The sequence below is a fragment of the Streptosporangium sp. NPDC020072 genome (assembly GCF_040631445.1).
GTDB lineage: Bacteria > Actinomycetota > Actinomycetes > Streptosporangiales > Streptosporangiaceae > Streptosporangium.
Map to the genome: position 1 here is coordinate 174,138 of NZ_JBEYAB010000004.1, position 26,498 is coordinate 200,635.

The following is a 26,498-nucleotide window of genomic DNA, read 5'->3' on the forward strand; positions in this document are numbered from 1 at the left end:
TTGCGGAGAAGCTCCGGAGATGGCCGGACGCTCAGAGGTTACGGAGTAGCTCCGGAGGCGGCCGGACGCTCAGGGGTTACGGAGAAGCCCCGGAGGCGGCCGACGCTCAGAAGCCGCCCGGAAGCTCCGCCTTGAGGCGGTCGGCGATGTCGGCTCTCAGGGCCTTCTTGTCGATCTTCCCGACCTTGGTCCAGGCGAGTTCCTCGACGACGACGAGCCGTTCCGGAAACTTGAAGCGGGCAACCTCCGCGCTCTCCATCTGCCCGCGGATCTCCTCCAGAGTGACCGTCTCCCCGGCCCGCGGCACGACGTACAGGCACACGCGTTCCCCCAGCAGGGGGTCAGGCATGGCCACGGCGGCGACCTGGCTCACCGAGGGGAGCTGGTACACGAGGTTCTCGATCTCCTCGGCGGAGATCTTCTCCCCGCCACGGTTGATCATGTCCTTGTCGCGGCCGGCCACCACGAGGTCGCCCTCGGGCGTGCGCAGGCAGATGTCACCCGTACGGAACCAGCCGTCGTCGGTGAAGGAGCGGGCGTTGTGCTCCGCCGCCCGGTAGTACCCGCGAGGCGTGTACGGCCCGCGGGTGAGCAGGAGCCCGGCCTGACCGTCCGGCAGGTCCCGGTCCTGCTCGTCCACGATCCTGATCTCGTCAAAAGGCGACAGGGGACGGCCCTGCGTGGTGCACACCGTCTCGACGGGGTCGTCAAGGCGGGTGAAGTTGAGCAGCCCCTCCGCCATGCCGAACACCTGCTGCAGCGTCGCCCCGAGCACGGGCTTCACCTTGTACGCCAGCTCGTCCGCGAGGCGGGCGCCGCCCACCTGGATGACCCGCAGACTGGCGAGTTGTCCGGCACCGTGTTCGGCCGCCCGCTCCAGCCAGCGGCCGGCGACCGCGGGCACCACCGCGGTGTGCGTGACGCCTTCCGCCGCGATCGTGGCGAAGGCCCGTACCGGCTCGGGCGAGGGCAGCATGACCACCCGCCCTCCGGCGAGCAGTACACCCAGGATCCCCGGGCAGGCGAGCGGGAAGTTGTGCCCGGCGGGCAGGCTGACCAGGTAGACCGACTCCGAGGTGACCCCGGCGACCTCGGCGCTGGCCCGGGCGTTGTAGGCGTAGTCGTCGTGGGTGCGGGCGATGAGCTTGGGCATGCCGGTCGTGCCCCCGGAAAGGAGGAAGAGGGCCACGTCCCGGGAGGAGGGAGAGGGCATGTCGAAGCCGGTCCGGTCGGTCGGCGGGCCGCACAGGCTCCGCAGGTCCACACTTCCGGGTTCGATGTCGTCCCCGGCGACCAGCACCCGCCATCCGGCCCTGGTGGCGGCGCGTACGTCGGCCGCGAGGTCGTGGGCGAGCCGTTGGTTGTCGAAGTCCTTGGTCCGGTCGGGGACGGCGATCGCCACGGCCTCGGAATGGACGGCCAGATAGGTGAGTTCGGCCCGGCGGTGGGCGGGCAGCGCCATCACGGGCACGACGCCCGCGCGCAGGCATGCCAGGAGGAGGACGACGAACTCCCACGAGTTGCCCAGCTGCATGACGATCCGCTCGCCCCGGGCGATGCCGAGGCCACGCAGGCGTACGGCGGCGGCGTCGGCGCGGTCGGCCAGCTCGCCGTAGGTGAGGCGGAGCCCGGTGCCGTCGGTCAGCGCCGTGGCGTCCGGGGCGCGGTCGGCGACCTCCCGCAGCAGGGTGCCGATCGCGACCCCGGCCCAGAGGCCCTCCTCGGTGAAGCGGGTGACGTCGGCCTCGGGCCAGGGCACGGTGTGCTCAGTGATCGGTGTGGGCATCGTCGGCCTTCCTGGTGAGGATGACGGCGTCAAGCGCGATGAGACCTTGTGGCGTGAGCCGTAGCGGATTGACCTCGATCTCCTCCATGAGCGGATTGGCGACGAGCAGGTCGCCGAGCCTGGAGACGATCGTGCCGAGGGCGTCGGAGTCGAGGACGGGGCCGCCGCGCCACCCGGAGAGCAGGGCCCACCCGGCCAGTTCGGACGGCATGCCGGCTGCCTCGCCGGGGGAGACCGGGGCGAGCCTGATGGCGACGTCGGCCAGGGCTTCGGCCACGGTGCCGCCCAGCCCCACGAGCACCACGGGTCCGAAGACGACGTCGCGTCGGGCGCCGACCATCAGGTCGATCCCGGCGGGCGCCATGGCCTCGACCAGGTAGCGCCGCGCGCCCGCCGCGTCCAACTCGTCGAGTGCGGCGTCCAGGTCGGCGTGGGAGGACACGCCCAGGTGTACGCCTCCGATCTCGGTCTTGTGCAGGACGTCCGCGTCCAGCAGTTTCACGGCCACCGGAGCCCCGACGAGGTCGAACGCGGCGTGGGCCGCGGCCCGGTCGGCGCAGGCGTGGCGTGGCATGGTCGCCACACCCAGCTGTTCGAGCAGGTCCTTGCCCGTGTTTTCGTCATATCGGGCGGCCAGGCCGGTCGGCGCCGCCCACGGGGTGGAGACGGCGGGGCGGGCCGTACGCGCTCGGGCGTCGGCCAGCAGCGCGGCGGTGGCCGCGGCGACGCCACGGGCGTCGTCGACCACGGCGACGCCCGACTCGCGCAGGGCTCGGCGGTCGCGGACGACCTCCTCGCCCACACCCGCCAGGCCGAGGACGACGGGGACGTCCGCGGTCATGCCGTTGGTGAGCGCGGCGACGACGTCGACCGCGTCCGGTTCGTGCAGGACGTAGCCCGCGAGGACGTCGACGCCGGGATCGGCGCCGACGGCGGCGAACACCGCTCCCAGCTCGGGTCCGGGACGGCCGGTGTCGACCGGGTTGCGCTGGAAGGTCAGCGGCGGCAGCAGTCCGGCCAGGGTCTCGCGGGTGCCGGGGGTGAGCTCGGGCACCCGGATCCCGCGTCCTCGCAGGTCGTCGAGGAGCAGCAGGCCGGGACCCGCCTGGGCGGTGACGACGCCGACCCCCGGGGCGGCGTGGGGACGGCCCCGGGTCACCGCGAGTGCGCCGACGGCGTCGACGAGTTCGCGTTCGTCGTCGACGAGGACCGCGCCCGCCTGGGCCAGGGCCGCGCGCGTCGTGCGCCACGAGGTCGCGAGCGCCCCGGTGTGGGACTCGGCGAAGGCCCCGACGTCGTGACGGCCGACGACCAGGGCGACGACCGGCCGGGTCGCGGTGAGGCGGCGCACGCTCGCGACCAGCCGGGGACCGTCCGCCACCGACTCCACGTGCAGTGCGACGGCGGCGGTGCGGGGATCGTCGGCGAGGTGGTCGAGGACGTCGGGAGCCGTGACGTCGGCCCCGTTCCCGAGGCCGACGGCGAGGCTGACGCCGTGCCCCGCCTCGGTCAGCGCGAACGCCAGGGCGTGGTTGACACCCCCGCTGGCGGCGACGACGGCGACGGCGCCAGGTGCCACCCGGTGGGCGCCGGGGACGAAGCTGGCGGTCACCCGCGCGTGGGGAGCGAGGAAGCCGCTGGTGTTCGGGCCGAGGAGCCGGAGGCCCGAGTCCCGGGCGATGGCGCCGAGCCGTCGCTGGTGCCCGACTCCGGCGCCGCCCGCCTCGGCGAACCCCCCGCCGCACACGACGGCGGCTCGCACGCCCGCGGCGGCCGCCTCCGCGAGCACGTCGGCGCAGGCCGCGGCGGGGACACAGAGCAGGGCGAGGTCGACGGGTCCCGCTGCGGCGGCGGCGCCGACGGACGGGTACATGGTGTCGTCGCGCGCGTTCACCCGTGCCAGGAATCCGTCGAAGCCGGACAGCGAACGAGCCATGGCGGCGCCGAGTTTGCCCGGGTCGCGGGAGGCGCCGACGACCGCGATGCCCCGGGGGGCGAACAGCGGGCCCAGCGGGCCGGAATCGTTCACGTGAGCACTCCGACCAGGTCAGCGCGGCCGGAGAGCACCGTGGTCAGTGCCCGGTCCCGGTCGTGATCCCGCTCGATCAGCAGCGCGGGAAGTCCTGTGCGCATCCGTACCTCCTCGCACAGCCGGGTGCGGGTCAGAGCCGTGCCACCGTGTACGGCGACCAGCACCGCGCCGGTGGTGAGGCCGGACAGGTGGGGCAGGTCGGCCTCGTCGTCCGGCGCCTCCAGCAGGGCGCCCCACGCGCCGGGCAGCGGAACCGCGGAGAGCGGCAGATCACTCTCCCCCCGGACGGCCGTGGGGGCACCGTCCGCTCCGGCCACGACGTCGAGCAGCCGGCCGGACGTCGACCAGCCGGTCACCTCGAAGCGCGTCTCCAGCGGGTCGGCGCCGTGCAGGTCCCGCCACCGGCGGTGGGCCGAGTCGGTGAACCGCGGCGCACGCCTGGCCAGCCGTGCGTCGGAGATGCTGCGGGACATGAAGTGGTAGGCGAACTGCCACGGCTCAAGGGCGTCGTGGTAGTCGCCGAAGTTCTCCCACCAGGCGAGACTTGGCCGCGCCGAGTCCTGGATGCGCAGAACCGGTGGCTTGGCCGTCCGTTCGTAGCTCGCGAGGGCGGCCGCGAGGTCGCCCGGGTTCCCGACCAGCGCCCGCGAGAGCGCGACGGCGTCCTCCATGGCCATCTTGGTGCCGGAACCCACGGAGAAGTGCGCGGTGTGTACGGCGTCGCCGAGCAGGACGACGGGCCGTGGGGCCAGCGCGTACCAGTGGCGGGTACGGCGCGTGCGGAAGTTGCCCCATCGGGAGTTGTTGGTGAGCAGCCGTCCGCCCTCGATCTGCTCGGCGAACAGTTTCTCCAGATACTCCTTGGAGCGCAGGTCGCTCGCCCCGGGGGGTTGGTTCACGTCGAACGCGTCGAGACCGGCACGCCGCCAGGAGGCCTCGTCGGTCTCCACGATGAACGTCGACATGGTGTCGGAGATGGGATATCCGTGCACCGCGAAGACGCCGTCAGGGCCGCGTTCGTGGACGAAGGTGAGCCCGTCGAAGAGGTGGTCGGTGCCGAACCAGATGAACTTGGCCGAGGCGGTCTCCACCTGTGAGCCGAGGCCGGGACCGAGCGCTTCGCGGATCCGCGAGGAGGCTCCGTCGGCGGCGACCACCAGGTCGTAGCCCGCCAGGTCGTCCAACGTCACCTCGGTGGAGAAGCGGAGGTCTGCCCGGACGGAGCGGGCGCGTTCCTGCAGGATCAGGAGCAGCGTGCGCCGGACGACCGCGGCCATGCCGTTGCCGCCGCACCTGATCCGCTCGCCCTTCAGCCGGACCTCGATGTCCTCCCAGTGCCTGCCGTGCTCGGCCAGGGCCTCGCGCAGCACGGGGTCCGCCTCGTGGATCGCCTCCAGGGTCCGGTCGGAGAAGACCACCCCGAAGCCGAAGGTGTCGTCGGCGCGGTTGCGCTCGAAAACGGTCACCTCGTACGACGGGTCCGCCTGCCGGATCAGTGCGGCGAAGAACAACCCGCCGGGGCCGCCGCCGACCACCGCGATGCGCATGGCCCTCTACTCCTTGGTCGTGCGGCCGAGGATCTGGCCGAACACGGCGCCCAGCGCCGCCTCCGGATCGTCCACCGCGGAGGCGGACCGCCAGGCGACCATGTGGTCCGGGCGGACCAGGAGAACCCCGTCCTCCGCGACCCCGGAAAGGGTGCGGTAGTCGCCGTAGCCGTCCTCGTAGTCGCAGCCGCGGCCGATCGACCAGACCCGGATGGGCACCCCCAGGCGCTTGGCGACGCGCTCGGCCGCCTCCCGCCAGGCGGCGCCGTTGATGCCGGTGAGCAGGGTGAACCGTCCCCGGCCGCACAGGTCGAAGGTGGAGACGCGCCGCTGGTCCCTGGTCAGCCACACGTGCGGCAGGTGGCGTCCCGGACGGGTCGAGGCGAAGTAGTAGATCTCCTCGTCACGCGGCGCGGGCTGTTCGGGGGTGCCGTCGGGCACGATCGCGGCGGACGCGTAGTGCTGGTTGGTCTCGACGCCGTGCGTGTTGAAGCCCATGATCGTGTTCTGCAGCGCGGTGTCGAACTCCTGCCGCAGTCGGCCGCCCTCGGCCGTCGGCTGCAGCAGGGCGTCGAGGGCGTCGTGCAGTTCCTGCGCGCCGGAGGCGGGCGGCAGACGCAGCGCCATGAAGATCTGCGGCATCAGCCCGTCGCTGCGCTTGGCGCGCTGGACGATCTGCTTGGCGACCGGCAGCCGCTCGTCCCGGTAACTGTCGAGCAGCGTGGGTGCGGCTTCGCCGCGCAACACCATCGCGAGCTTCCAGCACAGGTTGTAGCTGTCCTGGATGGAGGTGTTCGAACCGAGGCCGTTCATGGGCGAGTGCCGGTGTACGGCGTCGCCGACGCAGATGACCCGGCCGGCCATGTTGTCGGTCGCGTAGACGTCGTTGACCGCCCAGGTGGAGATCGACTCGATCTTCACCGGCACCTGGTCGTCGCCGATCAGCTGGTGCGCGATGCGGACGCCGTCCTCCTCGGTGAGCGAGGGGTGCCCGGCGTTGACGTCGTAACCCCACACGCCGATCCACTTGGTCCACGGGCGCACCATGCGCAGCACGCCGATGCCGTTGCCGTCGTGGCCGACACCCGGCTGAACGAACCAGTACATGTCACCCGGACGGTGCTCGACGAAGCGGGTGAGGTCCGCCTCGAACACCACGTTGATCGAGCCTCCGAGCCCCATCTTGCCGACCAGGGGCAGGCCCGCCTGCGCGGCGACCGTCGAGTTGCCGCCGTCCGCGCCGATCAGGTACTTGCTGCGGATGCCGTACTCCTGGCCGGTCAGCCTGTCCCTGACCAGGGCGGTCACGCCTTCGTCGTCCTGTGTGAACGTCAGCAGCTCGGTGTTGAAGCGGACGGACGACCCCCGGGAGGCGGCGGCGTTGACCAGGATGGGCTCCAGCACGTGCTGTGGCAGGTCGCACACGGAGCACGGGCTGGCGAGGTCGTGCTCGGCCTTGAAGTGGGGATGGGTGTACCACGTGCGCAGACGGCCGAGCTCCCGCCCGGCGAGGCTCGTGGCGTACACGTGCTCGCCCATCAGGTGCTGCGGAGTCGCGTTCTTGACCACCTCCCCTTCCAGCCCGAGGTCACGCAGCACCTCGACGCCGCGCTGGTTGGTGATGTGCGCGCGGGGCGTGTTCGAGACCCCGGGGTACTTGTTGAGCACCACGTTGGGGATGCCGTACGTCGAGAGCAGCGCCGCGGCGGTGGCTCCCGCCGGACCGGACCCGACGATCAGTACGTCCGTCTCCACGACGGGGGTGAGGGTATCCATGTCATGGCTCCAAAAAGGTGCGGTCAGTGCCGGTGGCCCCAGAGGTCGGGGCCGGGGATCTCGGTGACCTGCCAGGTCTCGTCGTCGATGAGGACGCCGCCGCTGCCGAACTCGGTGTGCACACCGACGGGGGACTCGGCGTAGAAGGAGAACATCTGGTCGTTGCTGTGCCGTCCGAGCGTCATGGTGACCGGGACGTCGCGGTCGAGCACGAGGTCGTAGGTCCGGCCCACCTGGTCCATGTCGGGGACCTCAAGCATGAAGTGGTGCAGGAACGGGTGGTCGATGCCGAAGAACGGGCCGTCCACGAAGGCGATGCTGTGGTGGCGCGGGTTCGTGTGCAGGAACGTCGCCTGGAACGGCACCCGCATCGTGTCGCTGATCTTGAAGCCCAGGACGTCGGTGTAGAACCGCTGCTGGGCCGCCACGTCCGGGCTGGCGAGTACGACATGGCCCAGGCCGAGGTCACCCGTGACGAACCGTTCGATGTCCCGTGCCGAGGTGAACCGCCCCTCGCCCAGCGAGGCCCCGTGGAACAGCTCGACCCGGTTGCCCGCGGGGTCGAGGAAGTGCGCCATACCGGCCACGCGCCGGATCTCCAGCTCCCGCTGCGTCGCCTCGTGGGCCACGACGCCGTGGTCGCTCAGCTCGTTGAGCGCGGCGCTCAACGCGTCGCCGTCGGCGACCTCCCAGCCGTAGTAGGCGCCGCCGTCCTGCTCTCCGGCCTCGACGGTGATGCGGTGGTGCATGTCGTCGATGCGGAAGTGGGTGGCGCCGTCCTCTCCCTCGACCCGTTGCATGCCGAGGATGTCGGTGGCGTAGGTGGTGAAGGCGTCCGGCTCACGCGCGGACAGGCCAAGGTAGCCGAGCTGCTTGATGTCCATGCTGTGCTCTCCTAGTCGTACGGGGTCAGAACGCGTCGGTGAGGAAGCCGCGCAGCAGCGCCGCGTACTGGGCGGTGCGCTCGATCTGCACCCAGTGACCGCACTTCGGGAAGACGTGCAGCTGCGCGTTGGGCAGGTGCTGCTGCAGGAAGACGCTGGAGTCGGGGGTGACGAAGCGGTCCTCACGGCCGTGCACGATGAGGAACGGATGCGGCATCCGGCGCAGCGCGGACGGCGGTACGGCCATCTCGGCGGGGGAGGAGGAGAAGAAGCGCTCGAAGGAACGCCGCACCTCGGGCCGCATGACCTCCTTGTAACGCGTCTCGGTGATCTCCGAGATCGACGTGCCCAGGGCGTCCTCGTCGTAGACGAACCACCTGGTGAGGTTCTCCAGCGCGCTGATCGTCGGGTCCTTGTAGAAGGACACCATCCGCATGACCTCAGGCGTCGGCTGCGAGTGCCCGCCCGCGCTGCCCATCAGGGAGATCCGGGCGAAACGGTCCGGTGCCGTCATCACCAGGTGCATGGCGAGGGCGCCGCCCATCGAGTTGCCGACCAGGTGCGCCCGCTCGACACCGAGGACGTCCATCAGGGCGAGCACCTGCTCGACCCGCATGCGCATCCATCCGGTCAGGCTGCCCGGCATGTCCTCGGGGTGGTCGGTGCGGCCGTAGCCGACGAGGTCGGGGGCGACCACGTGATAGTCGTCGCTCAGCGCGGGGATGAAGCTGCTCCAGTTCGACCCCGCGTTGGCGCCGGGGCCGCCGCCGTGCAGAAGAATTACGGTCTCGTGGCTCTCCTCCCCGCTTTCCAAGAAGAAAGTGGAATAGCCATTGGTTTCGACGGTGCGCTCGGTCACTGGAATGGGCTCCTTCCTGTCACGCACGGGCATTGCTCAGGATGGTGCGTTGATCGGTGAACGGCCGGGATCGGGCCTGCCAGGCGACGGCGGGACTTGCCTCTTTCGCCCCTGGTATTGCTAGCTTGTGCGTTGTCGCACCACCGTAGACAGACACCACGTTGATGCGCTTCGTACGATGTGTCGTTAGTTGTCGGTGTTGATCCGACGTTGTGTCGCAGGAGAGGAGCAACCCCTGTGAGCCTTGATGACGCCGTCCAGGACCTGGCTGACCGTCTCGGCGTGGCGCTGGTGGTGCTCGACCACGACCTGAAGATCGCGGCGTTCAGCGTCCACGACACCGACGCCCGGCTGGCCCGGCTCGCCCGGTTGCTCGCGGGCTCGACGGCGCCGGTGACGAATTCGCTGGTGGAAGGGCATCGGCTACGCTACGTGAAGCACGGTGTGCGGGTGCCTCAGGCCGACGGGGAACTGGTCGTCCTTCCGCTGCGTCATGAGCAGCAGCTGCTCGGCTACGTCTACTACGTCGAGGATCGGGAGGCGCCGCGCGTCGACGATCTCGAAGTACTGGAATCCGCCGCGCCGGAAATGGGGGCGCTGCTCTCACTGCGGATCTCCGAGCGGAGGCACGACAAGGAGAATTCGAAGAACCTGCTTGCGGCATTGCTCGGAGAATCGCCGGAGGCCCGTTCGGCGGCGGCGGAGACCCTCGTGCGGGAAAACCTCATCGATGACGTCGAGAATTACTCGGTTCTCGTCCTCCAGGCCCCTGAGTCGTCCTCAAGGTCGGTGACGAGACTTGCCGTCGAGGCGACCCTCGAATTCACCATGAGATCGACGACCGTGAAGATCGTCGGTGCCGTTCTCGGAGCCGAGGGAATCGTTCTCTTTCCGCGTCCGGTCAACCACGACAGGCTCGAACGCGCCCTCGCCGACCACGATCTGGAGGAGGTCGTGGCAGGTGTGGGCAGCGTGAAACCGTCGTTGCCGGAGGCGGTCGACTCCTACCACGAGGCCCGGCTCGCCCTCCGCGCCTCCCGGCTGGACAGGCGTCGTTACGGCAGGCGAGTCTTCTGGGAGGACCTCGGCATCGACCGTCTGTTCCTGCAACTGCCGCTCGACCGGCTGACAGCGAGCCAGCTCCCCGCCGGAGTGCGACGCCTGCTGGGCGCGCCCCAGGGTGCCGAACTCGCGACGATCCTGGAGGGCTACCTCGACAGCGGCGGCGAGATCCAGGGTACGGCGCGGCGTCTGCGCATCCACCGCAGCACGCTCTACTACCGGCTTGACCGCATCCGCGAGATCATCGGCTGCGACATCACGGACGGGGCGACCCGCCTGGAACTGCACGCCGGCCTCCGCATCGCCCGCCTCGCCGGCCTGTGGCCGCACAGGTGAGTCTCCGGCGCCCGCGTCGCGACCGGCTGCGAGATCAGAGGGATGGAAGGGTCGGCCAGACCCCGGCCTGCTGCCAGTCGCGTAACCGGCGCCAGCACGTCATGCCCGAACCGAACCCGAGCTCCTGGGGCAGGAATTCCCATGGGATCGCGGTGTAGAGCACGAACAAAATCCCGCACAGCGCCTTGCGGTCATCGAGCCGCTTACGCCCGGGGTGGGGTAACGGAGAACCATGTCAAAGCTCATCGCCCGCGTCGCGGGTCCATTCCTGGTGATGTACGGCTCATTCACCGTCATGGACGTCGACGGGCTCTCCTTCTCAACCGCCGCACTCGCCCCGGAAGAGCTGTACGAGCTGGTGAGGCAGGGCAACCCCTGGTTCGCTGTCACGGAGAACATGGCAATCGTGCGCAGCCTTCAGGGTTACCACCACATAGCGGATGTCGCGCTCGAACTGTGGGACGGCGAACCGCCTGCCGACCCGGAGGGTCAGGCCGAGACCGCCGCTGAGCCGATGCGCAGCAGTTCAGGCCAGGTTCGGGCGGGCAACTCCGTGGGCAACGGAGGTCCGGTCCTTGACCTAGGAGAGCCGGCAGCCCTGTGGTCGGTCCGCGCCCAGCGGATCAAGAAGGCGAGCCAGGTCGTTGTCTACTCCTCATCGGATGAAACGTATGACGACGAGGATGATGACGACGGTGGTTACCCGGAGGGTTTGGAGGAGTTCCGCATCCAGTTCTGGTCGGCGCCCAGCCTCTCGGTTAGCCAGTACAGCGACTTCTAACCTGGACACAAACCCCAAATGGTACGGTCCCGCTCGGAGTGAGCCTTTTCATCTACAGGGTGCGCCTGCTAATGCGGGGCCGGTTCAGCAACCGCCACAGCCGCGGGATCGTCCACGGTCCCGGGTGTGCCGGCAGAGCCGTGATGCGGCCGGTCAGCCGTCGGCTGCCCGGGCGCGGGCGACCCGAGCGAGGCAGGTCGGCCAGGCTCGCCACACTGCGGCGATTGAACCGGTCGATCCAGCGGTGGACCGTGCCCGGGTCGTAGCCGAGCAGGTTGGGACCGTACGCCAACAACGCCATGTCCACCTGGGTGAGGAAGGCGAGTTCAAGCACTTCCTCCCTCGGCTCCTTGAGTTGCTCATCATGGAAGAACTCAACGGCTTCCTGTACGCGGACATCACGATGATGAGAATCGGCAACGCGTGGAAAAGCTGGAAGCGGCCGGAGCGGGAGGCGATCGTCGCCGTCTGCGACGCATGGTGGCGTCACACCCTGAACCACTATCCGCGCGGCGTCGACGTCACGACGATGATCGAAATCATCGCCTATCATCTGGGATTGGACCTGGCTCCGTACCTGGCCGAGTGGGAGTCAGACAGCACCGAGGCCGCGGCCCGCCACATGGCGTGGCTCATGCATGGCCTCAACAGCAGCGTCGGCCACGACGCCGAGTGGTACACGCTCCTGACCGACTGGATCACCGGGCCGACACCTGCGGCGATCATGGAACGCGCGTTCTTCGCCACCGGCTCGCCGAAAGTGCTCCAGGAGCTCTTCGACGGACTCGAAAACCACCGCCTCTGGCGCGAGCACTGAGGCAGGCGCCTCGGGTACGGATGCGAGCCACGATCGGGCATCGTCCACCCCTTGTCACGGACTGACCACCAAGGCCTGTTGGCCAGGAAGAAAGAGAGCACCTTTGAACAGCGACGTCACCATGCGGGCCCGACAGGCCGTGAGCCGATACTTCGAGATGTGGAACACCGGTGATTCCTCGATGGCCGCCGAGATCCTGAGCCCCGACTGGATCGACCACGCCCATCCGGAGGTGGTCGGCGTCCAGGGAGTGCGCGAGGCGATCGAGCGGATCCGCACGGCACAGCCCGACCTGAGGTTCCAGATCGACGCCGTTCTCGGCGAGGGCGACCTCGTCGCCGCCGTTGGAGGCGTCGACGGGGTCGCACCCGGGCTGATCTGGCTTGTCCGGACGCACGACGGCAAGCTCGTCGAGATGTGGACCTACCGCGACAGCGGTGACCGCGGAAGGACCGGAAATCCTGAACCTCTCGAAGAAGATTCGGCGTCCCGGCCCTCGCCGTGAGCCGGATTCCGCCGGCGGTCAGTCGGAGGACGAACCGGTCGATGTCCTCGTAGCAGCACGAAAACTCCAGGTTCGGAGGGTTGGAGTCATCCCGTGTGAGCGATGGTCACCTGTCGGTTCAGGTCCCTGTCAGGGGGTCCGCCGGGGTCCTGCCTCGTCGGGACGATCCTGTCTCGTGACGGCCAGGACGACCACCGTCGAGAGCAGTACGGCCCCGCCGAGCAGGGCCAGGGCCGTGAGGCGCTCGCCGAGGAGGCACACCGCGATGACGGCCGCCGCCAGCGGCTCCACAAGCGTGACGATCGAGGCCGTGGTCGCGGGCACCGTCCGCAGCCCCGTGAAGAACAACCCGTACGCCAGGGCGCTGGGGAACAGTCCCAGGTAGGCCAGGAGGGCGCCGACCGTCATGGGCGCGCCCCGCTCGGGCAGGATCCCCAGGGCCAGCGCGAAGGGCAGCAGGCACACCGACCCGATGGCGAATCCGATCAGCGCGTTACCTACAGGGTCGTCGCCGCCCTCCTCGGATCCGATCACCTGGCTGAGCAGTGTGGTGCCCGCGTATCCGACGGCGGACAGCAGTGCCAGCCCCACGCCGAGGAGAGGGGCGCGGGCGGTCGAGCCGGTGGCCGGATCCCCTCCGAACACCAGCGCCGTCAGGCCGGCCAGCGCCACGGCGATGACCAGGACCTTTCGGCCGCCGAGGCGCTCGGCCAGCCACAGCCGGGCGCCCAGGGCGACGAGAACCGGTCCGAATCCCAGGGTCACCACGGTGGCGACGGCGACACCGGCGAAGTTCACGGAGGCGAAGTAGGCCGTCTGGTAGACGGCCATTCCGGTGCCGGTCACGGCGAACCGCCACAGGCCTGACCTCAACCGGCCGACGAGGGAGGGGACACCCGGGGGGCGCGTCAGCGGCCAGGCCAGGGCGAGCGCGGCGGTGCCGCCGAAGAAGCGCCAGAACGACACCGTCAGCGGGTCGAGCCCGCTGGTCGAGTGGAGCACGGCGGCGACGACGCCGCCCGTTCCCCACGCGACGGCCGCCACGGCGATGTAGAACACGGCTCTGCCGATCGGCAGAGGACCTGAGTGAAGCACGATCATCTCCAGGGATCGCTGTCTCGACGGAATCCTCGGTCGCGGACAGCGAAGAGACACCCGGGTGTGATCAGCCGGGTGTGGAGACGCCGCCCGCTAGTGGGCGGGCGGCGGGGAGACGATCAAGTACATGACGGTGACTCTAACGCCTGCCGGTCAGCGGGCCGACGGGGTGGTCAGCATCCGATGACCACGGGCCGCCGACGCCGCACGGCTGACTGCTCGCGTCGTGGTGGGCCGGTGGTTCGTATTCGATGACCACGTGGCGCCGGGGTGGGTCAACGGTGGTCCGTACCCGAAGAACACGGATCGGATACGGACCACCGCGAAGCGTGAACCGGTCAGAGCATGGGACAGCCTCACGACCCGCCTCGCCGTACAGGGATCCGCGACGGCCTGACGATCGCGGGTGCGTCAGTTCGCGACGCGACCCTTCCAGGTGGGGTCGTCGACCGGGACGCACGGTCCGACCTGGCCGGTGATCAGGGACGCGGTCAGGCGCCACAGCATCTCGTACTTCTTCGTCTCGGCCGTCTCCTCCTGGTCGCCGGTGAACTCCAGCACCAGGGTCTGGCCCTGGCCGATGAGCAGGGGGTTGATGTCCAGGCCGCCCTTGACGATGCGGGCGGCCGCGTCGGCACCCGGCCCCATGGCCTTGCCGCCGACCTTGCCCCTGCCCTTCTCGCACTGCTTGCCCGGGGGCAGGTAGCTGACGTCGGCCCGGACACCGGCCTCGTTCAGGTCCCGCTCCAGCTGGTCGACGTCCTTGAACTCGTGGATCTGCACGTTGACCGTGCCGTCGGCCTTCTTGTTCACGGCGTAGGCGGGTGTTCCCGTCCCGGTCAGCACGGGGATCGCGACCGCCGCCGCTCCGGCGACGAGAACCGCCGCGCCACCGGCGAACAACCGGCGGGTGAGGCGGCGGCGCCGTTCGGCGCGGTCCATGATCTCGGCCTTGAGGTCCATAAGCAGCTGCTCCTCGTATCTCATCCTGATGCTCCACTCATGACGAAGGGCAGGTTCCGCAGTGTCCGGCGGGCTCGGTGCAGGCGCACCTTGGCGGTGCTCTGCCGGATGCCGAGGGCGAGCGCGGCCTCCGTGACCGTGAGCTGGTCGACGACGACCAGTTCCAGTACCGCGCGCTCCCCCTTCGGCAACTCGGCCATGGCCGTGAACATCCGCCTGGCCTCCCGCTCGGCGTCTATGCGCTCCTCCAGCGCGGCGACGTCGTCGGTGTCCAGATGACGACGTCCGCCGACCCGGTCCGTCAGCTGGTGCTGCCTGTACGCCCGGCGTCGTTCGGCTGAGATCGTCTTGCGGGCCACCCCGTACAGCCAGGCGATCTCGGAACCCAGGTCGGCCCGGTAGGTGTGGGCCGAGTCGAGGACGGCCACGAACACCTCGGCCACGAGATCGGCCACGGTGTGCGGGTCGTCGACGCGACGGGCGAGGAAGCGGGTGACCGCATCGACATGTCGCCGATAGAAGGCGTCGAACGCCACAGGATCTGTGGCGATCTTCGCCTGTTTGCGAAGCACCGGTCATGCTCCCTTCGTCGATTCGTCCCTGCTTGGTGAGAATCGAGAAGAAGGGTTACATCCGCAGGTCACAGACTCGCCGAACTTCCTCTCGTCGATCCTGCCGGGGCATGACGATGAGGGCATGCGGAGACGCGTCCTCACCCAGGCGGGCCTCGCCCTGTTCGTCGGCGCCATGGCGGGCATGCTCCTCTACTTCTGGCGGACCGACCTGGAGACGGCCGACCAGCGGGCCAGCGTGCTCGGTCTGTTCGTCGCCGTGGCCGGTCTCGCCCTGACGGTCCACGGAACGCTCCGCGACCGCCGTACCCCGGCGTCCTCGCTGGTCACCGGGGAGACCGTCCGGGCGGCCAGGGAGGCGCTCGGGCTGCTGGTCGCCGAGCAGTGGCGCGAGGAGTCACGGGTCCGCTCGCTGAGCGACCCGCACCCGATCCCCGTCCGCTGGCGGCTGACCGAGGACGCCGGGTTGATGGACCATCCGCACCTGGTCGGGCCGGAGCCGCTGAGGTTCACCGTCTCCAGCGGTCAGGGGGCCGATCTGGCCCAGGCCTTCAGGAAACTGCACCGGCGGCGGCTGGTCATCACCGGCGGGCCGGGCAGCGGCAAGACCACCCTGGCCGTGCGGCTGCTGCTGGAGCTGCTCGACTCCGCCGCTCCCGGGGAGCCGGTGCCGGTGCTGGTGACCCTCACCGGCTGGGACCCCGCCGAGCGTCCCCGGCTGCATGACTGGCTCGCCGTACGGCTGGCACGGGACTACCCCACGCTGACCTCGGCGTTCGGCGGCGGCGTCACCGGGGCGCTGGCCGGACAGGGACACGTGCTGCCCGTCCTGGACGGTCTGGACGAGCTGACCGGGGAGCACCGGGGCGCGGTGATCAGGGCGTTGAACGCCTCACTGGCCGACCGGGACGGGTTCGTGCTGACCAGCCGGGCCGACGAGCTGGCCGAGGCCGTGGCGGAGGCCGGGGACGTGCTCACCGCCGCGGCCGTCATCGCTCCCCTGCCGCTCTCCCCCTCCGTCGTCGCCGGGTACCTACGCGCCTGTCTGCCGCCGCGTCCCCGGCACAGCTGGTCCCCGGTCTTCACCGCGCTGGCCGAGGGCACGGCGCCGGGCCTGACGGAGGTCGCCTCGACCGCGCTCGGCCTGTGGCTGGTCCGCGCGGGCTACGTCGCCCCCGCCGCCGACCCCGCTCCGCTCACCGGCGACCTCGCCCAGGACCCCGACCGCCTGCGGGCGCACCTGCTGGACCGGCTGATCCCCGCCGCCGTCGCCTCCCGGCTGACCAGTCGCGACCCGGCCGAGCACTTCCGTCCCCGCAGGGCCTGGGAGGCCGAACGGATGCGCGCCCACCTGGCCTACCTGGCCCGGTTGATGACCGCCGCCGACACCCGTGACCTGGCCTGGTGGCAGCTCGCCCGGCACACCGGCGCCGGACGGCTCCGTACGGGCTTCCTGGCCGGGGTCGTGACCTCGACGGTCGCCTGGGTGGTGATCGGGTTCCTCGGCCGGTTGGTCTACGGCGTCGCGTCCGGGGAGCCGAACTGGCTGACCTACAACGGCCGGGGGTGGTTCCTGTCCGGCGTCTGGTTCGGGTTGCTGTTCGGGATCGTGTGCGCGTTCAAGATCAAAAAATGGTGTCGGGAGACACCGGGCTCCCTGTCCGGCGGGACCCGGCCTCGCGGCGGGCGCCGCAGGGGCGGGACGTTCAGAGGGGCCGCGGTCGGATTCGTGCTCGGGGTGGCCGTCGGGCTCGGATACGGCTCCGCCTCCGGTGCCCCGATCCTGGCCACGGCGCTGTTCGGGCTCGCCATCGGCCTTCTGTTCGGCCTCACGTCCGGACTGGTGTACGGGCTCTCGTCCGCGATCGCCGTACGGCTTGAGGCGCCGACGGCCGGTACGGCGGGCACTCCGTTGTCGAGTCTGCGGGACGACCGCGCTCTCAATCTCGTCCGCCTCGTCGTGCTCGACGTCGTGTTCACCGTGCTGTTCGGGCTCGCCTACGGGCTCCTGCCCGGGGCCGTCCCCGTGGCGGAGCACAGGGTCGTGGTCGGGGTCGTGAGCACGGTGGGGGTGGCGCTCATGTTCGGGCTGTTGTTCGCGGCCTCGGTGGGGGAGCACCACGGGTGGCCGGCCTATCTGGTCGCCACCCACCGGCTCGCCCGCCGTCGTCTGCTGCCCCGCGACCTGATGCCCTTCCTCGACGACGCGCACCGGCTCGGTCTGCTACGCACGGTGGGCCCGATCTATCAGTTCCGCCACGCGGCCCTTCAGGACCACCTCGCTTTATCGGCTGATAATCGGAAATAATGTTTTTGTCGCCATTATCATTTCCTGATGGATGTGCTGATCCCGGGGATACTGGTCGTTTTCGTGCTCGTACCCGCGTTCGGCTCTGTCAGGTTCGCCGCACGGTCCGCCCCGAACGGTCGTCACGCCCGTATGCTCCGGGCTCCTCTGCGCCGGGGGTCGGCCCTGTCGGCGTTCAACCTCGTGGTGCTGGTGTGCGTCGCGTGGTGGACTCACGAGGATCAGCACTACGACGACTTCGCAGCGGGGACGACCATCCTGCTGGCCGTGACGAGCGCGTCGGTGCTCCTCCTCGGTCTTGGCCCGCTCATCTCCTGGCTGCTGGGAGTCCTGGTACAGCGCGCCGTACGGCTGCCGCCACTGATGCGTCTGGCGGTCCGTGACCTCGCCGACAATCGGGCCAGGTCGGCCGCCGTCGTCACGACGACAATGGTGCTGACGGCCATGGCGGTCATCGTGACGATCGTCGCGACCGCGACGACGGCGCAGGAAAGGGTGAGGTATTTCCCGCAGGGGCGCCCCGGTGCCCTCCTGGTCGAGGTTTCCTCCGCGGAGGATGTGGCCGTCGTGCACGCGGCCGTCCAGCGGGAACTGCCCGGGGTGCCCATGGTGCGGAGCCTCCGCGCGGGCGCCTGGCACTTCATCCCGGACGTCGAGAATCTGGAACTGCCGGACTTCGAAGCCGTCACCCCGGTCGGCGTCTTCGGGGAGGGGGAACTGCTCCACTATCTGACCGGTGACCCGGCGACGCCGTACGACGAGAACACGGCCGTGGTGGTCACGTCCGACGACGTGAAGGCCGACACGGTGACGATCTCCTACGGTCCCCTTGAGGGGGCCGATGCGCTCTCGTCCAGGAACGTGCCCGCGATCGTCGTCAGGCCGACCGACCCCGAGGTGAAGGAGTTGTTCGTCCCGGCGAAGGTCATCAGGGATCTCGGCTACCAGCCGCAGCTGGACAAGCTGATCATCGACCCCTCCGCTCACCGTACTTCGCGGGCCGAGCAGGAGCGGATCGACCGTCGGCTTGGCGACACCGCGACCACCTACGTCGAGCGTGGGTTCGAGCCCTCCACCGGCTGGCGTCCCATCGTCGCGGTGGCGGTCGTCCTCGCTCTCGGCGCCGCGTTGTTCGTGGGCAGGGGCGGCCCTCGGACGACGCGGGTGCTGCCCCGGCTCGGCGGTGGTTCCCCACGGCTGTTCGCCGCCTGCAGGGTGGGGATCGGTACGGCGTGCGGCACGGCGGTCGGCACGGTCACCGGATGCGTGGTCGGCCTGCTCCTGGCCTGGCCGTTCACCGCCCCGATCGAATGGGAGCCGATACCGCGGGTCTCCTTCGAGACGCCATGGCTGTTGATCGCCGCCCTGCCCCTGGTTCTGTCCCTCCTGGCCGCGCTCATCGCCGCTCTCGCGCCGGTTCCTTCGAAGGAAGGGCCGTCTGGACGTCGCCTTTTCGGAAACCGGAACGTCACGGCTGGTTAGAAAAATAACGTTTTTATGGCGAGTGAGATGTATCATCCGCTATATGGATTTCAGCCAGAGTAAATCCATCTATGTGCGTCATAATGGGAAAATTCGTATTGGCGATGCCCCGGTTGACTACTGCGCCCAGCTCGTCAAGACGGATGCCGCCGCCAGGGCGCGAGCCCTCCGAGAGTCCATGGCGGCCATGGTCTCCGAGGTGCCGCAGATCGAAGGACCCCGCGACCCACGGGGGCGGGCGCCGAGAACGGGTCCGCTTTCTCGGGCCGTTCGGTTTCTTCCTCCCGGCGCTCGTGGGGCGGCCGAGGTGTCGGAGCTGTTGGAGCAGGACGACTGGGAGGCCGCTCTGCTCCTTCTTGAGGAGTCGGCCGAGGTGTTTCCCCAGCCGTCCGAGTTCTGGGACCTGCTGGCGGACGCGGCGCGCCTGCTGTGGCTTCACGACGATGCCCGGTGGTACGGCTGGCGGAGCGTCGAGGCCCGTGGCGGAGTCGTTCTCGCCGAGCTCCGTCTCGGGCCCAGGAGATCCCCCGTGCCTTCTTGCGGGCTGCTCCGTCCCATGTGGGATGTCGGTCGGACCACGCCCGACGGCGATCCCCTGCTCGGCGTCGCGGGCCTCTGGATCGACGGGGTGAGGTTCCTGGAGCCGGGTGGCCGCGGGGCGGCGAGGCTGATTCCCCTGACCTTCGGGTTCTGGAGACATCTCAGGCCGGGTGACGTCGTCACCATGCACGAGACCCGGGACCCCGTCGGAGTGGCGAGGGTGACCGAGATTCGCCTGCCCGTGAATCCCGGCTGAGGGCGGCCGTTTATTGAAGGCGCGGGCCGTCGGTGGCCGGGGGTTATACCGTGAAAAGGCCAGAATTGTTTCGCGCCGTGGGGGAGGTTTTTTTCATGTGTGGCAATGGATTTTTAGCGGGTGAAAAAGAACCGCGAGTTCTGGGGAACGGGCGATGAGCGAGGTCGTTTTCCGCATCCATGATCTGCCCGCCGCCGACCGCTTCTCCCGGCGCCGGGAGACGACCGATGGTCCCCTGATGCCGATGGCCATCCGCAGTGACCACGAAGGGACGTTCCATGCCGTCCTGCGTCGGATCAGCCTCGGGGCGCTGTACCTGTCGCGGCTTTCGTCCCCGCCGTTGCGGGCCTGGCGCACCGACGTGCTGATCCGCCGTTCCGACGCCGAGACGTACTGTCTCTCGCTGCCCCTGCGCGGCGGCAAGGTGCTGGACCAGGGCGACCGCCGGGTGACCGCGGGCCCGAGGGACCTGCTCCTCTACGACGCGGCCCGGCCCTTCCACACCCGGCTGCTGGCCGACGCGACCGGCAGCAACGAGAGCATGATCCTGCACATCCCCAAGGCGTTGATGCCGCTGCCCGCCGACTCTCTGGTACGGCTCACCGGCCGGAGTCTTCCCTGCTCATCCGGGGTCGGTGCCCTGCTGCGCCGCCACATCATCGAGCTGGCCCGGCACACTCCCGGCTACAGCGTCGCCGACGCCGCCCGGCTGTCCACGATCACTCTGGACCTGGTCGCCGCGACCTGCGCCCATGTCCTCGAAGCGGGATCCTCCCCGCAGGCCGGGTCGTCCGGCCAGGCGTTGCGGGCGCGCATCCACGCCTTCATCCAACGGCACCTGAGCGATCCGGCCCTCAACGTCGAGACCATCGCGAACGCCCACCAGATCTCCACCCGCTACCTGCACCGGCTGTTCCAGGCCCAGGGAATCAGCGTGGCCGCCTGGATCCGGCGTTGCCGGCTGGACCGCTGTCGCCGCGACCTGTCCGACCCGGCCCTGCGCACCGTGCCGGTCCACGCCGTCGCCACCCGTTGGGGGTTCACCGACGGCGTGCAGTTCAGCCGGGTCTTCCGAGCCGCGCAGGGTGTTCCGCCGGGGGAGTTCCGGCGCCGGGCGCTCGAAGAGCCGGACACGTACGCCGTGGAGTAGTGCGCTCCTGGCAAACGATTGAGCGCTCACAGTCAATGACGCCCCTGCTCCCTCGCTGCGAGCATATGTACAGGTGCACCTGATCGTCTCAGGCGGAAACAGGGGCTGTACGGCCTCCACCACGGAACGAAACGCGAAACGAAACGCGGAGGAACGCGTGGGACGACGCGCGGGCAATGGGGGTGGAAACCCGATCGGCGAAGGCCGTACGAAAAACGCCTGACGTTTTGGGCGGCGTGGTCCGGCGTTTCTCGTGATTCGCCGGGCCGGTCGTTCACATGGCTCTCGGGAGGAGAGATGACAGTCACGCGGTCCGGCACGGCGGGGGCGGGGTTCCCGGCACAGGCGGATCCGGGCCTGGCCGCCGGGGGTTCATGGAGGTCCTGCGACGGGATCGGCGGTCTGAAGCCGCCTGATTCGTTGGAGCAGGAGGGGTAGGAGCGGGGAGGCTCCGCATCACCCGGGCGCACAGTCACATGGGGCGTGGCTGTGCGCCGTCCCGCCGGCTCGGGCCCCGAGCATGAGGGCGACGCTCAGGGTCAGGACGGCGCCCAGGGCCAGGGAGACGACGAAGGGCGCCGTGAGGGACCGGGTGCCGAGATAGGCACCCCCGAGTACGGCCACGCCGAAAGTGCCGCCGAGTTGCTGGACCGCGTTCAGGAGACCGGCCGCCGAACCCGTCTCGTGGGGCCGTACCCGGGACAGCGCGACGGCGAAGAAGGGGACGGTGACCAGCCCGCCACCGAGACCGGAGACGCCCAGCGCGGCGGGCAGCCATGAGGGAACGGCGACACCCCAGACCAGTCCGGCCGCGAGCAGGACGATCCCGGCGAACATCAGCCCCGGACCCGTCCTGGGCAGCAACAGTTGCCCGGCCAGCAGCGACGAGACCGCCAGACCGGCAGAGAACGGCAGGACGGTGAGGCTGGAGGCGAGAACCGAGCGGTGCAGGCCGTCCTCGACGTGGAGGACCACGGTGAAGACGACGCCGGTCGACACGGCGAAGTACAGGACGCTTGAGGCCAGCGCGGCGGGGAACCCACGGTCGTGGAACAGGCTTGGTTCGAAGACCGGGTCCCGGCCGCTCGCACCGCGTCGCCGTACGTGGGCGGCCAGTACGGCGGCGCCGAGGAAACCGGCGGCGAGCAGGACCCAGGACGTCCCGCCGTTGATCGTCGGGATGACGAAGGCCGCGGCGACGGCGCCGCTGAGCAGGAACCCCGGCACGTCGAGCCCGGGGCGGCGCGCGGGACGGTCCTCGTCGAGGAACCGGGCGCAGACCAGCGTGAGCAGTCCCAGCGGGACGTTGACCAGGAACACCGCCCGCCAGGAGAGTCCGGCGAGGTCGGCGTGGGTGATGAGCCCGCCCAGGACGGGACCCGCGACCGCGGTCAGTCCCATGACCGGCCCGATGAGGCTCAGCGCCCTGCCGAGCGCGGGGCCGTCGAAGGCCGCCCTGATCAGCCCGATGGTCTGCGGGACGACCAGACCGGCGAAACAGCCCTGGACGACCCGCGCGACGAGCAGCGCCGTCATGGTCGGCGCCGCCGTACAGGCCGTGGAGGCGAGCAGGAAGCCGCACACGCCGATGACGAACAGACGCCGTCTGCCGTGGATGTCGCCGAGGCGACCGCCGGGGACCAGTGCGACGGCGAACGGGAGCGTGTAGGCGGCGGCGATCCACTGGGTGTCGGAGGCGGTGCCGTACAGGCCGGCCCTGATCACGGGGGCGGCGACGGTGGTGATCGTCGAGTCGAGCAGGTTCATGGCCTCGGCGACCAGGAGCCCGGTCAGGGCGATCCGGCGCCGCGTCGGGGTGGAGGAGGGACTCACCCGCACAGCATGAGAGGCGCCGTACGGTTCCAGACATGAAGTGGGCTCGAAGTGAGCGGAACGAGCACGAGACCGCGCTATAAGAGTGGTCGTGGACAGACTCGACCACCAGATCCTGCACGCCCTCGGAATCAACGGGAGGGTGTCGTTCCGCCGGCTCGCCGTGGCGCTCGGGGCGACCGAGCACACGGTCGCGCGGAGATACCGGGCGCTGGTCGAGCGCGGCGTCGTCCGTGTGGTGGCTGCGCCCACGCCGCGCGAGGAGGACATGGGGCAGATGCTCAGGCTCCACGTCCACCCGGGGTCGGCGGCCCGGCTGGCCGACGCGCTCGTCCGCCGCGACGACGTCTCCTGGGTCAGGACCGCGGGGGTCGGTTCGGAAATCATGTGCGGCGTCCGCGCGGCCTCCGCGGAACAACGCGACCACCTGATTCTCGACCAGCTGCCCAGGACGGGACGGGTCACCCGGGTCACCGCGTACGAACTGCTGCACCACTACCGGACGCCCGGTCACGCCGACTGGGAGGGCTTTCCCGACCCGCTCACCGAGCGGCAGCGTGAGCTGGTCGGGTCCGTCCCGGTGCCGGAGAACGTCCCCGGCCTGACCGCCCAGGACCGGGTCCTGCTGGACGCGCTGCGGCACGACGCCCGGCGCCCGGCCGCCGCCCTCGCCGCCGAGACCCACCAGCCCGAGTCGACCGTACGGCGCAGGCTCGACGTCCTGCTGCGTTCCGGGGCGATCCACATCGACCGGGACCTCGACCCGGCTCCCCTCGGCTGTCCGGTCAGCGCGACCCTCCACATCGACGTCGATCCCCGGCACCTGCGCACCGCGGGCGCCGCCCTCGCCCGGCACGCGCCGACGACCTTCGTGGCCGCGGTCACCGGGCCGGTCAACCTGTTCGCGGCCGTGGTGACCGCGACCGTTCGCGACCTCTACGAGTACGTCAGCACGACCCTGGCCGGCATCGACGGCGTGACCCACATCGAGACCGGCATCACCGGCCCCTACCTCAAACACACCCACCTGACCCGAAGGCCACGATGATGAACCACCGATTACCGAGAACGGCACTGCTGACCTGGGCGGCGGCCGTGGCCGTCGCGGCCTTCCCGACCTGGCAGGAGTGGCGTTTCCTGGCCCAACTCGGCAGCGGCGAGTTCCGGGTCTGCCTGGGCGATCTCTCATGGGACGCCTCCCCGTTGACCTCGTTGCGCGGTGATCTCGATCGGATCATGACGAACGTGTTGACGTGGGCGGTTCCGGCGGGACTGGTGCTGGTGGGGCTTCTCGCCTGCCTCGGCGGCCGGGACGCGCGAAGCGTCGGACGGCGGACGGCGGTGCTCCTCGTCCTGGTCGCGGTGGTCCAGCCGCTCACTCCCGACTATGCCTCCATCGACGGATGCGGCTCGATCCCCCTGTTCAGCGCCGAATGGGGTGACACGGTGCTGAGCGTCCTGGGAGAGACCCAGATCTGCCTGCTGGGCGCCGCCGTACTCGTCCTGTGGGCGAGTGCCGCCATGGAACGCCCTGCGGTCCCGTCCCCGTCCGGGGTGACCTGGCGGCGGGCGGCGGCGCTCCTGGCCGACTACGCGATCATCCTCGTGGTCCTGACCCTCGTCCCCCTGTTCGCCGGTGAGGACTTCCATCTGGACCACGGGTTGCTGAACCGGGCTTCCCTCTCACTGGACGACGTGGATCTCGAACAGCTGGTCATCCTGCCCACGGTCTTCCTGTACTTCTGGGGACAGCACGCCCTGTGGGGCAGGACGCCGGGCAAACGGCTGATGGGCATACACCTCGTCCGCACGGGTACGGCGAGGACGGCGCTGCGCGCGCTGCTCTTCCCGCTCCTGGTCTTCGTGCCGGTCCACGGGCCGCTCGTCCTCATCGTGGACGGGGCGTGGGCACTCCTCGACCCCGAAGGCCGGATGCTGCACGACCGGCTGACGGGCACCGAGGTTGCCTTGCTGTTTAAGCAAAGACCTTTGCCAAAACTGGATGGATGATGCATCGTCGTAGGTGACGTTCCCTTCGTACACGTGAGGTGATCTCCCATGCGGAGCAAGCAGGACGGCTACGAGGTCGTGGTGGTCGGCGGCGGGATCGCGGGGCTGACCGCGGCGATGATCCTCGGGCGGTCGCGCCGCTCGGTCCTGGTGGTCGACGCGGGCGAGCAACGCAACACCCCGGCCGCGCACATGCAGGGATACCCCTCACGCGACGGCACGCCACCGGGGGAGTTCCTGGCCGAGGTGCGCAGGGAGGTCGCCGCCTACGGCGTCGAGCTCGTCCGTGACCGGGTGACGGCGGCCGAACCCGACGGGGACGGCGAGTTCGAGGTGACGCTCGGAGACGGCGGCCGGGTGCACGCCCGCCGCCTGGTCGTCGCCACCGGCCTCGTCGACGAGCTTCCCGACCTCCCCGGCGTCGCCGAACGGTGGGGCAGGGACGTGATCCACTGCCCCTACTGCCACGGCTGGGAGGTGCGCGACGAACCGATCGGCGTGCTGTACGGCAGGGCCACGGGCATCCACCAGGCGCTGCTGTTCGGTCAGCTCTCGAATGACGTGGTCCTGTTCTCCGGCGCCCACGAGCTCGCCGACTCCGACCTGCGGCTCCTCAGGGCGGCCGGGGTGCGCGTGGCCGACGGTGAGGTCGAGGAGGTCGTGGTCGAGGACGACCGCCTCACCGGAGTACGGCTCGCGGGCGGACAGATGTTCCCGCGCTCGGTCGTGGTCGTGCCGACGCGCATGGTGCCCCGTGACGAGCTCCTCACCAAGCTCGGCGCCCGGACGAAGGACACCCCGGCGGGGCCGTTCGTCGAGGTGGACCCCGTGGGACTGACCAGCGTGCCGGGCGTGTGGGCCGTGGGCAACGCCACCGGACCGGCCGAGCAGGTGGTGAACTCCGCCAGCGCCGGATACCGCGCCGGTGCCGCCCTCAACGCCGACCTGATCCACACCGACCTGGAACGCGCGGCCGCCCTGCTCGGCTGACGGCCGTCCACGACGGGCTCCGGTCGCGGGCGGGGACGGGCAGGAGGGTCAGGCCGGACGGGTGACGTGTCTGTCCTGGGTCCCGGTGGAGTCATCGCCCCGCGGGGACCCCGCCGCCTACCTGGGCCGATCCTTCAACCTGCGCCATCCGCCGGCGCGGTTGTCGGCGATGATCTGCCGGAACATGGCGGTGAGGGCAGGGGCGTTGATCGCCTCCCCTTCGCGGAAGGCCACCGTACGGGCGGTCTTGTTGTGGTGGCCGGCCGTGATGATGCCTTCGGGGTCGGGGACGATGCCGCCGTCGTACAGGAACACGTTGACATGGTCCTTGGCGGCGAGCAGCGCGCATACGTTGCCCTTGAGCACGAAATAGGGCCGGACCGTCCGCTTGACGGTCTCGGTGACCTCGGGGTCGGCGGCGTGGATCAGGTCTCGGACCTGCCAGCAGATGTCCTGCTGCCACCGGGGCAGGGCCTCGATGTAGTCGTCCACGCGCGGGTCCGTCTCATAGGGCCGTACGTCGTTCACAGCCAGGCCCCCACGATCGCCGAGATGACGAGGATTTTGACCAGCCAGTCACCGGCGTGCAGCGCCGCGGTGACGGCGGGTGTCCTCTCCCACATCATGGAGCCGGTGAGCAGCACCGCCGGGAACCCGGCCCAGAGCACCAGGCCGAGTACCACCGTCGACCACACGTCGGTGAGGCCGGCGTACCGGGCCAGGCCCGCGATCACCGAGGCGACCACGAGGCCGCGCGCCAGCTCCAGAAGGACCTTCAGCGGCGGCGGCCGGTCGCCCCGATCCGGGGCGCGCTCACCCAGCAGACGTTTCTCGGTCGGGGTGAGCAAGGCGTAGTAGGTCGAACTGAGCACGAACGCCACGATCGACGCGGCGATGACGGAGATCACGCT

At 70.0% G+C, this 26,498-nt stretch carries 23 protein-coding genes and 2 pseudogenes; 11 read left to right on the forward strand and 14 right to left on the reverse strand.

The window, feature by feature from the left end; genetic code table 11:
* Nucleotides 1-106: 106 nt before the first annotated feature.
* From ABZ470_RS10345 to ABZ470_RS10370, 6 genes are read right to left on the reverse strand one after another with little or no spacing between them, the layout of a single operon-like run.
* Nucleotides 107-1,786, reverse strand: coding sequence for an AMP-binding protein (locus ABZ470_RS10345; RefSeq protein ID WP_362911110.1), 1,680 nt, complete (start codon nucleotides 1,784-1,786; stop codon nucleotides 107-109).
* Nucleotides 1,767-3,815, reverse strand: a complete 2,049-nt coding sequence (locus ABZ470_RS10350; RefSeq protein ID WP_362911111.1) for an acetate--CoA ligase family protein — start codon at nucleotides 3,813-3,815, stop codon at nucleotides 1,767-1,769. The genes ABZ470_RS10345 and ABZ470_RS10350 overlap by 20 nt, the downstream gene beginning before the upstream one ends.
* Complete coding sequence (locus tag ABZ470_RS10355) at nucleotides 3,812-5,365, reverse strand: FAD-dependent monooxygenase (protein WP_362911112.1); 1,554 nt, start codon at nucleotides 5,363-5,365, stop codon at nucleotides 3,812-3,814. Before ABZ470_RS10355 ends, ABZ470_RS10350 begins: the two co-directional genes overlap by 4 nt.
* A gap of 6 nt (nucleotides 5,366-5,371) precedes the next feature.
* Nucleotides 5,372-7,141, reverse strand: coding sequence for an FAD-dependent monooxygenase (locus ABZ470_RS10360; RefSeq protein ID WP_362911113.1), 1,770 nt, complete (start codon nucleotides 7,139-7,141; stop codon nucleotides 5,372-5,374).
* A gap of 23 nt (nucleotides 7,142-7,164) precedes the next feature.
* Entirely contained in the window at nucleotides 7,165-8,025 is an 861-nt protein-coding gene (locus ABZ470_RS10365) for a VOC family protein (protein WP_352014825.1), read from the reverse strand.
* A 25-nt stretch (nucleotides 8,026-8,050) separates the two neighbouring features.
* The gene (locus ABZ470_RS10370) at nucleotides 8,051-8,839 is read right to left on the reverse strand and encodes an alpha/beta hydrolase (RefSeq protein ID WP_352014824.1); all 789 of its coding nucleotides are present in this window, start codon (nucleotides 8,837-8,839) and stop codon (nucleotides 8,051-8,053) included.
* A 282-nt stretch (nucleotides 8,840-9,121) separates the two neighbouring features.
* Between ABZ470_RS10370 and ABZ470_RS10375 the strand changes: the two genes are divergently transcribed.
* Nucleotides 9,122-10,282: a helix-turn-helix domain-containing protein gene (locus ABZ470_RS10375; protein WP_362911114.1), complete on the forward strand. Its 1,161-nt coding sequence runs from the start codon at nucleotides 9,122-9,124 to the stop codon at nucleotides 10,280-10,282.
* Between the two features lie 55 nt (nucleotides 10,283-10,337).
* Here ABZ470_RS10375 and ABZ470_RS10380 read toward each other — a convergent pair.
* Nucleotides 10,338-10,493: pseudogene (locus ABZ470_RS10380) on the reverse strand (transposase); the annotation flags it as partial.
* Nucleotides 10,494-10,514: 21 nt separating this feature from the next.
* Between ABZ470_RS10380 and ABZ470_RS10385 the strand changes: the two are divergent.
* The gene (locus tag ABZ470_RS10385; protein WP_362911115.1) at nucleotides 10,515-11,063 is read left to right on the forward strand and encodes a hypothetical protein; all 549 of its coding nucleotides are present in this window, start codon (nucleotides 10,515-10,517) and stop codon (nucleotides 11,061-11,063) included.
* A gap of 55 nt (nucleotides 11,064-11,118) precedes the next feature.
* Here ABZ470_RS10385 and ABZ470_RS10390 read toward each other — a convergent pair.
* Nucleotides 11,119-11,340, reverse strand: a pseudogene (locus ABZ470_RS10390) (helix-turn-helix domain-containing protein); the annotation flags it as partial.
* Nucleotides 11,341-11,427: 87 nt separating this feature from the next.
* On the opposite strand from ABZ470_RS10390, the gene ABZ470_RS10395 reads away from it, so the two are divergent.
* Both ABZ470_RS10395 and ABZ470_RS10400 read left to right on the forward strand, forming a co-directional pair.
* Complete coding sequence (locus ABZ470_RS10395; protein ID WP_362911116.1) at nucleotides 11,428-11,880, forward strand: hypothetical protein; 453 nt, start codon at nucleotides 11,428-11,430, stop codon at nucleotides 11,878-11,880.
* A 103-nt stretch (nucleotides 11,881-11,983) separates the two neighbouring features.
* Nucleotides 11,984-12,385: a nuclear transport factor 2 family protein gene (locus ABZ470_RS10400; RefSeq protein ID WP_362911117.1), complete on the forward strand. Its 402-nt coding sequence runs from the start codon at nucleotides 11,984-11,986 to the stop codon at nucleotides 12,383-12,385.
* A gap of 129 nt (nucleotides 12,386-12,514) precedes the next feature.
* Here the strand turns inward: ABZ470_RS10400 and ABZ470_RS10405 are convergent, their stop codons facing one another.
* The 3 genes from ABZ470_RS10405 to ABZ470_RS10415 form a co-directional block, all read right to left on the reverse strand.
* The gene (locus ABZ470_RS10405) at nucleotides 12,515-13,480 is read right to left on the reverse strand and encodes an EamA family transporter (protein WP_362911118.1); all 966 of its coding nucleotides are present in this window, start codon (nucleotides 13,478-13,480) and stop codon (nucleotides 12,515-12,517) included.
* Nucleotides 13,481-13,894: 414 nt separating this feature from the next.
* On the reverse strand, nucleotides 13,895-14,470 hold the full coding sequence (locus ABZ470_RS10410) for a hypothetical protein (RefSeq protein WP_362911119.1): 576 nt from the start codon (nucleotides 14,468-14,470) through the stop codon (nucleotides 13,895-13,897).
* Complete coding sequence (locus ABZ470_RS10415; protein WP_352014815.1) at nucleotides 14,467-15,018, reverse strand: sigma-70 family RNA polymerase sigma factor; 552 nt, start codon at nucleotides 15,016-15,018, stop codon at nucleotides 14,467-14,469. Before ABZ470_RS10415 ends, ABZ470_RS10410 begins: the two co-directional genes overlap by 4 nt.
* 124 nt (nucleotides 15,019-15,142) lie before the next feature.
* Between ABZ470_RS10415 and ABZ470_RS10420 the strand changes: the two genes are divergently transcribed.
* The 4 genes from ABZ470_RS10420 (at nucleotide 15,143) to ABZ470_RS10435 (ending at nucleotide 20,754) form a co-directional block, all read left to right on the forward strand.
* The gene (locus ABZ470_RS10420) at nucleotides 15,143-17,326 is read left to right on the forward strand and encodes an NACHT domain-containing protein (protein ID WP_362911120.1); all 2,184 of its coding nucleotides are present in this window, start codon (nucleotides 15,143-15,145) and stop codon (nucleotides 17,324-17,326) included.
* A 27-nt stretch (nucleotides 17,327-17,353) separates the two neighbouring features.
* Nucleotides 17,354-18,808, forward strand: coding sequence for a hypothetical protein (locus tag ABZ470_RS10425; protein ID WP_362911121.1), 1,455 nt, complete (start codon nucleotides 17,354-17,356; stop codon nucleotides 18,806-18,808).
* 307 nt (nucleotides 18,809-19,115) lie between these two features.
* Nucleotides 19,116-19,604, forward strand: coding sequence for a hypothetical protein (locus ABZ470_RS10430; protein WP_362911122.1), 489 nt, complete (start codon nucleotides 19,116-19,118; stop codon nucleotides 19,602-19,604).
* 154 nt (nucleotides 19,605-19,758) lie between these two features.
* Nucleotides 19,759-20,754 (forward strand): helix-turn-helix domain-containing protein, encoded by a 996-nt coding sequence (locus ABZ470_RS10435; RefSeq protein WP_362911123.1) that lies wholly within the window; start codon nucleotides 19,759-19,761, stop codon nucleotides 20,752-20,754.
* Nucleotides 20,755-21,210: 456 nt separating this feature from the next.
* On the opposite strand, the gene ABZ470_RS10440 is transcribed toward ABZ470_RS10435, so the two are convergent.
* Entirely contained in the window at nucleotides 21,211-22,587 is a 1,377-nt protein-coding gene (locus ABZ470_RS10440; RefSeq protein WP_362911124.1) for an MFS transporter, read from the reverse strand.
* Between the two features lie 91 nt (nucleotides 22,588-22,678).
* On the opposite strand from ABZ470_RS10440, the gene ABZ470_RS10445 reads away from it, so the two are divergent.
* The 3 genes from ABZ470_RS10445 to ABZ470_RS10455 are packed head-to-tail and all read left to right on the forward strand — an operon-like array spanning nucleotide 22,679 to nucleotide 25,587.
* Nucleotides 22,679-23,635, forward strand: a complete 957-nt coding sequence (locus tag ABZ470_RS10445; protein WP_362911125.1) for an Lrp/AsnC family transcriptional regulator — start codon at nucleotides 22,679-22,681, stop codon at nucleotides 23,633-23,635.
* Nucleotides 23,632-24,597, forward strand: a complete 966-nt coding sequence (locus ABZ470_RS10450; RefSeq protein ID WP_362911126.1) for an RDD family protein — start codon at nucleotides 23,632-23,634, stop codon at nucleotides 24,595-24,597. The genes ABZ470_RS10445 and ABZ470_RS10450 overlap by 4 nt, the downstream gene beginning before the upstream one ends.
* A gap of 48 nt (nucleotides 24,598-24,645) precedes the next feature.
* Nucleotides 24,646-25,587 carry an NAD(P)/FAD-dependent oxidoreductase gene (locus tag ABZ470_RS10455; RefSeq protein WP_362911127.1) on the forward strand — a complete coding sequence of 314 codons (942 nt, stop codon included), beginning with the start codon at nucleotides 24,646-24,648 and terminating at the stop codon, nucleotides 25,585-25,587.
* A 117-nt stretch (nucleotides 25,588-25,704) separates the two neighbouring features.
* Here the strand turns inward: ABZ470_RS10455 and ABZ470_RS10460 are convergent, their stop codons facing one another.
* Nucleotides 25,705-26,079, reverse strand: coding sequence for a DUF1801 domain-containing protein (locus ABZ470_RS10460; RefSeq protein ID WP_362911128.1), 375 nt, complete (start codon nucleotides 26,077-26,079; stop codon nucleotides 25,705-25,707).
* 32 nt (nucleotides 26,080-26,111) lie between these two features.
* A complete protein-coding gene (locus tag ABZ470_RS10465) occupies nucleotides 26,112-26,495 on the reverse strand; it encodes a DUF1761 domain-containing protein (RefSeq protein WP_362911129.1) in 384 nt (127 codons plus the stop codon).
* Between the last annotated feature and the right edge of the window lie 3 nt (nucleotides 26,496-26,498).

Excerpts from the sequence above, each read along its gene's own strand:
- ABZ470_RS10435 (WP_362911123.1), top strand. The coding sequence starts at position 19,759 with ATGAGCGAGGTCGTTTTCCGCATCCATGATCTGCCCGCCGCCGACCGC.
- ABZ470_RS10410 (WP_362911119.1), bottom strand. The coding sequence starts at position 14,470 with ATGAGATACGAGGAGCAGCTGCTTATGGACCTCAAGGCCGAGATCATG.
- ABZ470_RS10365 (WP_352014825.1), bottom strand. The coding sequence starts at position 8,025 with ATGGACATCAAGCAGCTCGGCTACCTTGGCCTGTCCGCGCGTGAGCCG.
- ABZ470_RS10420 (WP_362911120.1), top strand. The coding sequence starts at position 15,143 with ATGCGGAGACGCGTCCTCACCCAGGCGGGCCTCGCCCTGTTCGTCGGC.
- ABZ470_RS10355 (WP_362911112.1), bottom strand. The coding sequence starts at position 5,365 with ATGCGCATCGCGGTGGTCGGCGGCGGCCCCGGCGGGTTGTTCTTCGCC.
- ABZ470_RS10455 (WP_362911127.1), top strand. The coding sequence starts at position 24,646 with ATGCGGAGCAAGCAGGACGGCTACGAGGTCGTGGTGGTCGGCGGCGGG.
- ABZ470_RS10425 (WP_362911121.1), top strand. The coding sequence starts at position 17,354 with ATGGATGTGCTGATCCCGGGGATACTGGTCGTTTTCGTGCTCGTACCC.
- ABZ470_RS10345 (WP_362911110.1), bottom strand. The coding sequence starts at position 1,786 with ATGCCCACACCGATCACTGAGCACACCGTGCCCTGGCCCGAGGCCGAC.
- ABZ470_RS10395 (WP_362911116.1), top strand. The coding sequence starts at position 11,428 with ATGGAAGAACTCAACGGCTTCCTGTACGCGGACATCACGATGATGAGA.
- ABZ470_RS10385 (WP_362911115.1), top strand. The coding sequence starts at position 10,515 with ATGTCAAAGCTCATCGCCCGCGTCGCGGGTCCATTCCTGGTGATGTAC.
- ABZ470_RS10450 (WP_362911126.1), top strand. The coding sequence starts at position 23,632 with ATGATGAACCACCGATTACCGAGAACGGCACTGCTGACCTGGGCGGCG.
- ABZ470_RS10360 (WP_362911113.1), bottom strand. The coding sequence starts at position 7,141 with ATGGATACCCTCACCCCCGTCGTGGAGACGGACGTACTGATCGTCGGG.